The sequence below is a fragment of the Lactobacillus sp. C449L genome (genome assembly GCF_059900815.1).
In genome coordinates this window covers 317,159-328,845 of the sequence record NZ_JBWXGA010000001.1, presented here as the reverse complement: position 1 = coordinate 328,845, position 11,687 = coordinate 317,159, and the positions used below count along the sequence as shown (strand labels likewise).

Sequence of the window (11,687 nt, the reverse complement as noted above, 5' to 3'; positions counted from 1 at the left end):
GTTAGTGACCTTTTTAACTACAATTATCTACATTATTTAAGCCTAGAGTATTTGCTTTTATCTTTTTTCGAATGAGCAGTAATTGTTGGAATAATAGCTGCAAATAAAATGCCAAAGATTATACCAACAATTACTGCTTCACCTAAATTAAAGACCCGCTGTGTTAACGGTGCGCCAATGAAGCCGACGATTAACATGTAAACTACACTCCAACCAATTGTCACGAGATAACGACTCATAGCATTTCCCTCTTTCTTAGAAGAATTTTAACAAAGTTTGGGCAGGTTTTCAAACTAAAAGAGTTGTTTTTGGTATACTAAATTTAATAAAGGGAGGCTCTAAAATGAAAATTGCTGCGCTACAGAACATAAGTACTTTTACATTATTAGAAAGTCCAGTCAAAATTCGTGACTTGTTGACAACAGCAAAACAAGAAGGATATGAAGCTGTTAGCTTGACTGACGTCAATGTTACATATGGACTAGTCAATTTTTATGAAATAGCGCAAGAAATTGGAATTAAGCCGCTTTTAGGGATGCAACTTCGTTTAAATGGTTTGATTGACAGCGTGAACCAGTATGATCTAGTTGCTCTTGCTAAAACGGATGAAGGATATCGAAATATTTTACGGTTGTCGAGTAGAATAAACTTATTAACTGAAAATGGAACTAATAATAAAGTCTTGACATTAAAACAGCTGACCAAAGACTTAAGTGATTTAGTAATAATTGTTCCATCTAATCAACATAGTGAGTTGCTAAGCTTGCAAAAACAAGATGATCAACTTGGCAATGATTTGATTCGACAGCTAGTAAAACTAATACCTGAAACTAGTTCATTATATCTCGGTGTTTATGGATCAGATAAGCAGAAAGTCTATCTTGATTATGTCCAAAGCATAGCCAAGCAGTTTAAGTTGCCACTTGTTAGTTTAGAAGACACATATTATTTAAAACCACACGATCAATTTCTACGAAAAACTCTGCAGGCTGTAAAAAATGGTATAGTCATGCAAGATATTGAAGAACTAGCAGAGCAAGCTGGCTCACACTATTTGCCATCAACTCAGGAACTGAGTAATAAGTATCATGATTTAAGCCTTGATGAAGCTTTAACTAATACCTGGAAAATTGCGCAAGAATGTAATGCCAATGTTACTTTTCAAACTCCGGTATTACCAAAATACAAGCAAAACAAGTTTCCAACATCTAAAGAGTTTCTCGATGATTTAGCACAAAAAGGACTACAAACCCGCTTTAACCACCAAGCAATCCCAGCTAAGTATCAGAAACAGCTTGATTATGAATTAGGTATAATCGATCAAATGGGCTTTAATGATTATTTCTTAATTGTTTGGGATGTCATTAATTACTGCCATCGTAGTGATATTGTGACTGGTCCTGGACGCGGATCGGCCTGTGGCTCTCTTGTTTCTTATGCACTGCGGATTACTGAAGTCGATCCAATTGAGTATGATTTGTTATTTGAGCGCTTTTTAAATCCTGCCCGGCATGAAATGCCCGATATTGACTTAGATATTCCAGACAATCGTCGTGATGACGTCATTAAATATATGTTTGAAAAATATGGCATGGATCATGCTGCTCAAATTCTTACTTTTGGTACTTTAGCAGCGAAGCAAGTTCTTCGTGATACCGGTCGGGTGTTTGGTCTGAGCGAAGCAGAAATGAGCAAATGGTCGCAAAGTGTTCCTTTTTCCAAAACTAAAATTTCACTTGATGAAGCATATCAGAATTCTTCAAAAATGCGGCTCTTGGTAGAGGCAGCCCCTAAAAATAAGCTTTTATTCGAAACTGCTAAAGGGTTAGAAGGCCTACCGCGGCACTACTCAATTCATGCAGCCGGCTTAGTATTAAGTGATAATTCGATTGCATCAATTTCTGGCTTACAAACTGGTCAACTTGGAATTCCGGTTACGCAACAAACTAAAAAGTATGTTGAATCTTTAGGACTTTTAAAAATAGATTTCTTAGGGTTACGAAATTTAACTATTTTAGGTGATACTGAAGAGCTAATTCGTAGTCAAGGTAAAAAAATTGATGTCAATCAAATTCCTTTAGATGATCCAGAAACAATCAAGACATTTCAAGCAGGTGATACCGAGCTTGTCTTTCAGTTTGAGTCAGGTGGAATTAGAGAGGTTTTGCGCGAGCTTCACCCAGATAATTTTGAAGATTTAGTTGCAGTTAATGCTCTGTATCGTCCAGGTCCAATGCAGAATATTCGTTCCTTTATCGCCCGCAAGCAGGGCAAAGAAAAGGTAACATACCCTGATTCAAGCTTGGAGGAAATTTTAGCTCCAACTTATGGTATTTTGGTTTATCAAGAACAAGTAATGCAAACTGCTCAAATTTTGGCTAATTTTTCTTTAGGTGAAGCCGATATTTTACGACGCGCGATGTCGAAGAAAAACCAAAAAGTTATTGATCAGGAAAGAGAAAAATTCGTTACTGGCACGGTTAAAAACGGGCGTTCTCGAGAAGTTGGCGAACGAGTATACAATTATATTGAGCAATTTGCTAATTATGGTTTTAATCGTTCTCATGCTGTTGCATATACAAAAATTGCATTTTGGCTTGCGTATTTAAAAGTACATTATCCAGCTGAGTTTTATGCAGCCATGCTTAATTCCAATAGCGCTAATCATTTTAAAATTAGTGATTATATTATGCGATCCCAAAGTGCGGGCGTAAAAATACTGCCTCCTGACATTAATCAAAGTGACTTAAACTACAAAATGAGTAAAGGCAAAATTCTAGTGGGTTTTCGTGCTATTAAGGGTTTACGCCTTGACTTTCTTAAGGAAATTGTTAAGCAACGCAATAATCATCAATTTGACTCTTTTAACAGTTTTTTGCGTCAAATTGATTCTAAGTTTCTAAAGCCTAAAATGATTCAAGCTTTGATTAAATCAGGCTGCTTTGACCGTCTTAATGCTAACCGGAATGAACTACTAGAAAACTGCCAAGAAATAATTGAAAATATTGAATTGACCGGAAATAACATAGCACTTTCTGAAAGTCTTGGGGGAGTTCCAATTAAACCTGCAGCTGGACCAACAAAAGCTGAAAAAGCTGATATGGAAGTCGAAGCTCTGGGCTTTTCAACTATGACTTCACCTCTTGTAGCTGTTCAGAAATATGCTGAAAAGTTTAAGGCTAAACCACTTGGTCAATTCGTAATAAGCGATTCTGGAGTGGCTGTGGGTAAACTCATGAAGTTAAAGCTGGTTAAAACTAAGAAAGGCACCACCATGGCTTTTGGTAATTTTGTCGATTCGTCTAGCAGAGAAGATATTGTTATTTTTCCTAGTGTTTATGATAAAATTCAACCGCTTTTGAAAGAAGGCAACATTTATCTACTTAGAATAAAAGTTCAGGGAGATCGATTTGACTCTAGTAAAAAGCAGTTTGTGTTAACAAATTTAAAAGCGGTCAATTTTAATGGCTAAGATCGATTTTGCGCAACCCTAAACAATTAACATCTGTTAGCGCTAACAAGCAAAAAGACTGATAAATCGGGAAAATATATCGTTTTTTATGGGATTTTTTTGGCAAAGAATGTTAAAATTTAAGGGATGTGAGAAATTACACAATAAATAATGATGAGGTGAATTCATGAAGCGAATTGGTATTTTAACTAGCGGCGGTGATGCTCCCGGTATGAATGCAGCTGTTAGGGCTGTTACTAAGACTGCCATTCATAACGGACTTGGTGTCGTGGGTATTCGTTATGGCTTTGCCGGGCTTGTTGCGGGTGACTTTGTTACGCTTACTACTGAAAATGTCGACCACATGTTAAATTTAGGTGGCACTTTTCTTTATAGTGCTCGTTATCCTGAGTTTGCACAAGAAGAAGTGCAACAAAAGGGTGTTGAACAATTAAAAAAGCATGGTATTGATACTGTTATCGTAATTGGCGGTGATGGTTCATATCACGGTGCCTTAGCGTTAACTCGTCACGGTATTAACTCAATTGGGTTACCAGGAACTATTGATAACGATATTCCATGTACTGATTATACAATTGGTCTTGATACGGCTTGCAACACTGCTTTGCAGGCAATTGATAAGATCCGTGACACCGCTAGCAGTCATCACCGCGTTTTCATTATCAATGTAATGGGACGTGACTGCGGTGATATTGCAATGCGTGTGGGTTTAGCCAGTGGTGCTGACGCGATTGTGGTTCCAGAGCGTTCATACAATGTTAAAGAAATTGCTGAGAGACTGAAGCGCAGCTTTGCGGACGGCAAAGATCATGGTATTATCGTATTAGCCGAAGGCGTTATGGACGCCGAAGATTTTAGAACAAAACTTCTAAAATATGGTGATTTTGACGCTAGAGCTAATGTCTTAGGACACATGCAACGTGGCGGTTCGCCAACTGTTCTTGACCGGATCAACGCTACAAAGATGGGAAATTATGCAGTTAAGTTACTTCTTGAAGGTAAAGGCGGTTTAGCTGTCGGCATGAAGAATAACGAGCTTGAAACACATGATATCCTTGACTTGTTTGATGATAAGCATCAAAGCGATGAGACGTTAATAGATATAAATGATGAGATGACTAAATAATTTAGTCGATTTGGGGAGATTTTTACATAATGAAGAAAACTAAAATTGTTAGTACCTTAGGACCAGCTTCCAACGATGTTGAAACTGTTACTGCTTTAGCAAAAGCTGGTGTGAACGTATTTCGTTTTAACTTTTCACACGGTGACCATGCTGAGCATTTATCACGCATGAAGATGGTTCGCCAAGTTGAAAAGGACACAGGACTGGTACTTGGTATCGCATTAGATACTAAAGGTGCTGAAATTAGAACCACTGACCAAGAAGGTGGCAAATTCACTATCAATACTGGAGACCAAATTCGCGTATCAATGGATGATTCTAAGCCTGGTAACAAGGACATGATTCATGTTACCTATGCTGGTCTTTATAATGATACTCACGTTGGCGGTCATGTTTTAATTGATGACGGTTTGGTTGACTTATTAATTAAAGATAAAGACGATGCTAATAAAGAACTAGTCTGTGAAGCTCAAAATACTGGTGTTATCGGTTCTAAGAAGGGTGTTAACGCACCTGGTGTTGAAATTCGCCTCCCAGGAATTACTGAAAAAGACTCTGACGACATTAAGTTTGGGTTAGAACATGGTATCAACTTTATTTTTGCATCTTTTGCTCGTAAAGCTCAAGATATCCTTGACATCCGTAAGCTGTGTGAAGATGCCGGCTGTGATTACGTTAAAATCTATCCTAAGATTGAATCACAAGAAGGTATTGACAATGCTGACGAAATTTTGCAAGTGTCAGATGGTTTGATGGTTGCCCGTGGTGACATGGGTGTTGAAATTCCATTTATCGATGTACCATTTGTCCAAAAAGATTTGATTAAGCGAGCTAATGCACTTGGTAAGCCAGTTATTACTGCTACGCAAATGTTGGACTCAATGCAAGAAAACCCTCGTCCAACTCGTGCTGAAGTTTCTGATGTTGCTAACGCAGTTTTGGATGGAACTGATGCTACGATGCTTTCAGGTGAATCTGCCAATGGTCTATACCCAGTTAAAGCAGTAAAAGCGATGGCTGAAATTGATGAAAGAACTGAGCAAGATCTTCTTAAGCGTAACACTTTAGCTTTACAAAGGTTTGAAGAATACAAGGGTTCTAATGTTACTGAAGCAATTGGTGAGTCAGTTGTCCGTACTGCTCAAGAATTGGGAGTTAAGACAATTATTACTGCTACTAACTCAGGATATACAGCTAGAATGATTTCTAAGTACCGTCCAAATGCTAACATTTTGGCTTTGACATTTGATGAAAAAATTCAGCATTCGCTTGGTATTTGCTGGGGTGTTCAACCTTTGCTTACTGAAAAGCCAGAGTCAACTGACGACATGTTTGAAGTAGCCGCTAAAGTTGCTAAGGAACAAGGTTATGTTAAAGATGGTGACTTAGTTATCATTGTTGCTGGTGTTCCAGTTGGCGATTCAGGTACAACTAACTTAATGAAGCTCCAAATTATCGGTAGTAAACTAGCTCAAGGCTTAGGCGTTGGTAATGGCTCAGTTGTTGGTAAGACTGTGGTTGTAAACAGCGCAGAAGAAGCAATTAGCAAGACCAAAGAAGGTGACATCCTTGTAGCTAAAACCACTGACCCAGATTACATGCCTGCAATTAAGAAGGCTTCAGGATTAGTAGTTGAAGCTTCTGGCTTAACTTCTCACGCTGCAGTTGTTGGTTTATCATTAGGTATTCCAGTTGTTGTTGGTGTTACTGATGCAACTGAAAAGATTGCAGGTGGTACAACTATAACTGTCGATGCTCGTCGTGGTACTATTTACCAAGGTGAAATTTCAACCCTTTAATTAAATGAACTAAATAGGCAAAAGAGTCAGCTTCGGTGCTGACTTTTTTATTGGATAATTATCTGAAACAGAACAAATCTATGACGCAATTTAATTGTATTGGCGATTATCAATTTGACTCGTTAAAATGTTATACTTGATAAAGATAGAATATGTAAAATCAGGAGAGAAAATTTATGCTTGGCTCGATTGCAACGGGGAAAATTATAGATCAAAATGCTGCGGCATACTATGTGCAAGTTGAAGGCATAACTTATGAATTAAAGCGTAAGGAAGTTACTCAAGAAGAGCAGCTAAATCTTGGTGATGAAGTAAAAGGCTTTTTATATGATGATAAGCAGCATAATCGTGAGATGACCCAATTTTTACCGTATGCGCAAGCTGATCAATACGGCTGGGGAAAAGTGACTGATATTAAGTACGACTTAGGGGTATTCATTGATATTGGATTGCCAGATAAAGACGTGGTATTATCAGTTGACGATTTACCTTTTGATAAGGATCACTGGCCGCGAAAAGATGATCAGCTTTTAGTGCACCTCGAAACCGATTCAAAAGAGCGAATTTGGGCAAAGTTAGCTGATGAAAACATTTTTGAGCAACTTTTCGCTCATTTTCCTAATGATATGGTCAACAAAGACGTTTTTGGAACGGTGTATTCTAGTCGAGAAGTTGGCGCATTCGTGATAACTAGCGAATATTACTTAGGATTTGTCCACTCTTCGCAAATGGCGCGGCCGCTTCGACTAGGGGAGCAGTTTAAAGGGCGCGTTATTGGCATTAGTCAATATGGTAGGTTAAATTTAAGCAGTTTACCGCGGGCATTTGAAGAAATTGATGATGATGCCCAAATGATTTTGATGAGCTTACGGAGAAAAAGAGACAAAACGCTGCCCTTTTATGACAAATCTGATGCTCAAGAAATTAAAAACTATTTTGGTATTTCTAAATCAGCTTTTAAACGTGCACTTGGACATTTGCTTAAGGCAGAGTATATCACTGAAAATAAGGACAATGGTACAATCACCATGATTAGTGATCCTGAAGAAAAAACAAATGAATAAACTACACGAAGATGTTGAAGATTATCTGCGATATAGTCAGATAGAACGAGGACTAAGCGATAACACAATTACGGCTTATCGACAAGATTTAACTGACTTTTTAGCTTTTTTAAAAAAAGAGAACCTTACTGCTTGGCCAACTGAGGCTGTTGATATTGATGCCTTTTTAGCTGGACAAAGAGATTTAAATAAAGCAACCAGTTCAATTAGTAGAATGATTTCTAGTTTAAGAAAATTCTATCAGTGGTTGGTTAGACAAAATATTCAGAAATTGAACCCAATGCTTGAAATTGATTCTCCCAAAAAAGAACATCGGTTACCTGTGGCCTTAAGTGTTGATGAGGTTAATAGACTTCTTGAGCAGCCGAATGTAAATGAGAAATTAGGTCTTCGTGACCGAGCCTTGCTAGAAACACTATATGCAACTGGAATTCGAGTAAGTGAGCTAATTAATCTAAAATTTAACGATCTTCATGAGGAATTAAAACTGCTAAAAGTATTTGGAAAAGGTTCCAAGGAGCGACTTATTCCCATTAGTGATGTGGCAGTTTCCTGGATTAAGAGCTATCAAGAAAAAGTGCGTGATCCACTATTGCTTAAAGCTGGCAAAAACAGTGATTATATTTTTCTCAATAATCGCGGCGGTGCCTTGACCAGACAAGCTGTTTGGCAAATAATTAAGCAATACTGTCAGCTGGCTGGCATAAAGAAAAATGTAACTCCGCACACTTTACGTCACACTTTTGCGACGCATCTACTTGAAAATGGTGCGGATTTACGAGTTGTCCAGGAAATCCTTGGTCACTCAGATATTAGTACTACTCAGATTTATACGAACTTGTCGCAAAAACATATTTTACAAGTATATGCCAAAACGCATCCGCGAACTTAGGTAGGTGATTAAATGCTAGTTGAATGTAAGAACGACAAAGAGAAAGTAGCAATGGGACTATTATCGTATCTTCCAGATTTTAAAAATTTGGATAATTTAAAAGATGAAATCCAACTCAATAAAAATAGTGATGAATTTCAGTTATACTTATATCGTGCCAAAAATCCTAACTTTGTTGGAGTAGTTGGAACGCAGTGGAACAATCAGTTTATTGTCATTCGTTATCTTTCGCTTGCTCCTGATTATCGTGGAGAAAAATACGAAGCGCAGATTGTACGTGAATTAGCCGCAAACAATCCTCAGAAGAAAATAACTGCAGTACCGGAGTACATTAATTTGATTAAGTATTTAGCGCAAAATAAGAATCATGAGTAACAATTTAACATTAGAATTACCCAATTTTGAAGGGCCACTTGATTTACTTCTTCATTTAATAAAATCACAAAAGATTGATATCTATGATATTCCTATTGCTCAAATTACTAGTCAGTATTTGTCTTATCTTCACGAAATGCAGCGGTTAAATCTGAAGATTGCAGGCGAATATTTTGTCATGTCATCAATGCTCTTAAGAATAAAGTCACAATCACTTTTACCGCAAAATGATTTTGCTGAAAATGATGAATTAGAAGAAGACCCTAGGGAAGAATTGGTTCAACAGCTAGTTCAATATTCGATTTTTAAAAAAGTATCAGAGTATTTTAAACAGCGTAATGAAGAAATTCCCATTACAGCTGCTAAAGAGGAAAGCACACCGGAAACTAAAAAAGTACAACCACTTCCCTTGGGCCAAATTACTTCTTCTGAATTGGCTAATACCTTTGCCGTGGTTTTACAAAGATTAAAAATTCGTCAGCCAGATGTAGTTTCAGTTGACGTAAATGAAACACCAATTAATGATATGATTGCTTTTTTGCATGAAGAACTTGCTAAAAAACAAAAAGTTAGTTTTTTTTCTTGCAGTGATAAAATGAATAGTTTATCTGATGTAATCGGCTTGTTTTTGGCACTATTGGAACTATGCAAGAAACAAGAAATTAAAGTACAACAAGCCCGTACTTTTGGTGACCTAGAATTAGAAAGAATTGATAAAAATGGCAAGTAAAGTAGCTGAGTTGGAGGCTTTATTGTACGTAGCTGGTGACAACGGAATTCCAAGTGAAAACTTGTGCGAGTTGCTGCAGGTTGGGAAATCGGCTTTGCGCGAGTTAGCTAAGGATTTGACTGACAAATTAAAGCAAAATACTGATTCCGGACTGCAATTATTGCACATCAATCATACTTATAAATTGACTACCAGACCAGAGGTTAGCTCAGTTGTTGCTAGTTTCTTTCAAAAAGATATTACAAAAACTCTCAGTCAGTCTGCCTTAGAAATTTTATCAATAATTGCTTATAAGCAGCCGATTACTAGAATTGAAATAGACAATATCCGCGGAGTTAACTCATCAGGAGCTTTGCAAACATTAATTTGGCGGGGCTTAGTCAAGACTGATGGCAAAAAAGAAGCGCCAGGTCATCCCAATTTATATGTAACTAGTGACTACTTTTTGCAGTACTTCGGGTATCATAGCTTGGCAGATTTACCACTTATCGAAGACTTTGAAGACGATGTCAATTCTGAAGGTGAAATTGATTTGTTTTCAACTAAAGGACAAGCGGATAAGAGTATCTCAAAAGCTCAAAAAGGAGATAAGTAATGGTTCTACAACGTTTACAAAAGGTGATTGCCGAAGCGGGAATTGCTTCAAGGCGTAAGGCTGAAAAGCTAATCATAGAGGGCAGGGTTACAGTTGATGGAGAAACAGTTACGAAACTGGGTACTAAAGTCGATACTTTTAGTAATATTACAGTAGACGGAGAGCCAATTGAACGAGAAAGCCTGCATACATATATTTTCTATAAGCCACGTGGTGTTGTTTCAACGGTAAGTGATGAAAAGGGGCGAAAAACGGTTGTAGATTACTTTAAGGATTTACCTTATCGCCTTTATCCAATTGGACGCCTTGATTATGATACTTCTGGCTTGTTATTAATGACTAATGATGGTGAACTGGCAAACCTAATGATGCATCCTCGTAATAAAGTTGCTAAAGTTTATGTTGCTAAAATTGAAGGACAACTTTTACCTGAAGAAATAAGACATTTATCTAAGGGAGTTGAAATTGAACACCATAAAAGTTCTCCTGCTAAAATTAAAATTATCCGTACTGACAGAAAGAAAAATACTCAAATTGTTCAGTTAACCATTCATGAAGGACATTACCACCAAGTTAAGCGAATGTTCAAAGCGGTTGGTCATCAAGTTAAAAAGCTGTCGCGTGAACGTTATTCATTTTTAACACTTGATTCTCTTATCTCCGGTAAGTACCGTGAATTAACTCATGCTGAAGTTGACAGATTAAAGCATGTAGACTAGTATGTACTTGTAATTAAATATATAAGTTTGTTGTCTTCATGGCAGGGTGAAAATCCCGACCGGTGGTTAAAGTCCACGACCCACGCAAGTGGTGGAATCATTCATGATACCGATAGTTAAAGTCTAGATGAAAGAAGACAGACTAACTAAAAGCAAATAGGGTAATATAATACTCACTTTTAATAGGTCTGTTGCTAGAAGCGACAGACCTATTTTTTGGAGGTAAGTACTTTGAAGAGAAAAAATTCAAGTAATTTAGCTAATATTATTGCCTATGCTCTGATCGGAACGATTTCATTTATTCTAATGGAAATTGCTTTTCCTCTCCCAGTAGCTAGTTTTTTGAAATTTGATTTTTCTGATGTAATTATTGCTATTGGAACATTCTTGTTTGGTGCTGGCCCAGGTATATTTATTGCATTTATTAGAATGATTATTGACTTGATTTATAAGGGCTTTGCGTTGCCAAGCGTGATTGGACAACTTGCAGCATTGCTGGCGTCGATGTCATTTTCATTGCCCTTTTACTACGTCACTAAAGGCATTTCAGCTGATGAAAAAAATGCTTCAAAAAGACATTTAAGACCTATTTTTGGTATTTTGATTGGAATTGTGGCAATGACCGTGGTTTTAGCAACACTGAATGCACTAATTTTGACACCAATTTATGCCGTTTCTACAGTGCCAAATTTACCAGCAATTCATGGTTATACCGGGTTGCTAGGCTTTACTGAAAAGGTCTACCTTGGCCAATTACTTCATATTCCTTCAATGAGCGCATATATTTTCGGGATAATTGTTCCGTTTAACTTGTTAAAAGGTGCCATTAATGGTGTAGTAGTTTACTTATTATTTGAAGCAGTTTTACGAAACTTAAAACCCTTTGTACGTAAGTACTTTAATTTAAAAAACTAA

General features: G+C 37.2%; 11 protein-coding genes and 1 riboswitch. Of the genes, 10 read left to right on the top strand and 1 reads right to left on the bottom strand.

Annotated elements, in window-relative coordinates; genetic code table 11:
• Positions 1-32: 32 nt before the first annotated feature.
• Positions 33-239: a YjzD family protein gene (locus tag AC2JF9_RS01550; protein ID WP_500724940.1), complete on the bottom strand. Its 207-nt coding sequence runs from the start codon at positions 237-239 to the stop codon at positions 33-35.
• Between the two features lie 104 nt (positions 240-343).
• On the opposite strand from AC2JF9_RS01550, the gene AC2JF9_RS01545 reads away from it, so the two are divergent.
• From AC2JF9_RS01545 to AC2JF9_RS01500, 10 genes are all read left to right on the top strand, one after another.
• The gene (locus AC2JF9_RS01545; protein ID WP_500724938.1) at positions 344-3,472 is read left to right on the top strand and encodes a DNA polymerase III subunit alpha; all 3,129 of its coding nucleotides are present in this window, start codon (positions 344-346) and stop codon (positions 3,470-3,472) included.
• Positions 3,473-3,638: 166 nt separating this feature from the next.
• Positions 3,639-4,598 carry a 6-phosphofructokinase gene (pfkA, locus tag AC2JF9_RS01540; RefSeq protein ID WP_500724937.1) on the top strand — a complete coding sequence of 320 codons (960 nt, stop codon included), beginning with the start codon at positions 3,639-3,641 and terminating at the stop codon, positions 4,596-4,598.
• Positions 4,599-4,627: 29 nt separating this feature from the next.
• On the top strand, positions 4,628-6,397 hold the full coding sequence (gene pyk, locus AC2JF9_RS01535) for a pyruvate kinase (RefSeq protein ID WP_500724936.1): 1,770 nt from the start codon (positions 4,628-4,630) through the stop codon (positions 6,395-6,397).
• 176 nt (positions 6,398-6,573) lie between these two features.
• Positions 6,574-7,461, top strand: a complete 888-nt coding sequence (locus tag AC2JF9_RS01530; RefSeq protein ID WP_500724935.1) for a CvfB family protein — start codon at positions 6,574-6,576, stop codon at positions 7,459-7,461.
• Complete coding sequence (gene xerD / locus AC2JF9_RS01525; protein ID WP_500724933.1) at positions 7,454-8,353, top strand: site-specific tyrosine recombinase XerD; 900 nt, start codon at positions 7,454-7,456, stop codon at positions 8,351-8,353. The genes AC2JF9_RS01530 and xerD overlap by 8 nt, the downstream gene beginning before the upstream one ends.
• Before the next feature lie 12 nt (positions 8,354-8,365).
• Positions 8,366-8,728: a reductase gene (locus tag AC2JF9_RS01520; protein ID WP_500724932.1), complete on the top strand. Its 363-nt coding sequence runs from the start codon at positions 8,366-8,368 to the stop codon at positions 8,726-8,728.
• On the top strand, positions 8,718-9,458 hold the full coding sequence (locus tag AC2JF9_RS01515; RefSeq protein WP_500725383.1) for a segregation and condensation protein A: 741 nt from the start codon (positions 8,718-8,720) through the stop codon (positions 9,456-9,458). The genes AC2JF9_RS01520 and AC2JF9_RS01515 overlap by 11 nt, the downstream gene beginning before the upstream one ends.
• On the top strand, positions 9,448-10,053 hold the full coding sequence (scpB, locus tag AC2JF9_RS01510) for an SMC-Scp complex subunit ScpB (RefSeq protein WP_500724931.1): 606 nt from the start codon (positions 9,448-9,450) through the stop codon (positions 10,051-10,053). Before AC2JF9_RS01515 ends, scpB begins: the two co-directional genes overlap by 11 nt.
• Positions 10,053-10,772 (top strand): pseudouridine synthase, encoded by a 720-nt coding sequence (locus AC2JF9_RS01505; RefSeq protein ID WP_500724930.1) that lies wholly within the window; start codon positions 10,053-10,055, stop codon positions 10,770-10,772. The genes scpB and AC2JF9_RS01505 overlap by 1 nt, the downstream gene beginning before the upstream one ends.
• A gap of 28 nt (positions 10,773-10,800) precedes the next feature.
• Positions 10,801-10,915: riboswitch (FMN riboswitch) on the top strand.
• Positions 10,916-11,003: 88 nt separating this feature from the next.
• Positions 11,004-11,687 carry an ECF transporter S component gene (locus AC2JF9_RS01500; RefSeq protein WP_500724929.1) on the top strand — a complete coding sequence of 228 codons (684 nt, stop codon included), beginning with the start codon at positions 11,004-11,006 and terminating at the stop codon, positions 11,685-11,687.

Excerpts from the sequence above, each read along its gene's own strand:
- AC2JF9_RS01550 (WP_500724940.1), bottom strand. The coding sequence starts at position 239 with ATGAGTCGTTATCTCGTGACAATTGGTTGGAGTGTAGTTTACATGTTA.
- AC2JF9_RS01545 (WP_500724938.1), top strand. The coding sequence starts at position 344 with ATGAAAATTGCTGCGCTACAGAACATAAGTACTTTTACATTATTAGAA.
- pfkA (WP_500724937.1), top strand. The coding sequence starts at position 3,639 with ATGAAGCGAATTGGTATTTTAACTAGCGGCGGTGATGCTCCCGGTATG.
- pyk (WP_500724936.1), top strand. The coding sequence starts at position 4,628 with ATGAAGAAAACTAAAATTGTTAGTACCTTAGGACCAGCTTCCAACGAT.
- AC2JF9_RS01530 (WP_500724935.1), top strand. The coding sequence starts at position 6,574 with ATGCTTGGCTCGATTGCAACGGGGAAAATTATAGATCAAAATGCTGCG.
- xerD (WP_500724933.1), top strand. The coding sequence starts at position 7,454 with ATGAATAAACTACACGAAGATGTTGAAGATTATCTGCGATATAGTCAG.
- AC2JF9_RS01520 (WP_500724932.1), top strand. The coding sequence starts at position 8,366 with ATGCTAGTTGAATGTAAGAACGACAAAGAGAAAGTAGCAATGGGACTA.
- scpB (WP_500724931.1), top strand. The coding sequence starts at position 9,448 with ATGGCAAGTAAAGTAGCTGAGTTGGAGGCTTTATTGTACGTAGCTGGT.
- AC2JF9_RS01505 (WP_500724930.1), top strand. The coding sequence starts at position 10,053 with ATGGTTCTACAACGTTTACAAAAGGTGATTGCCGAAGCGGGAATTGCT.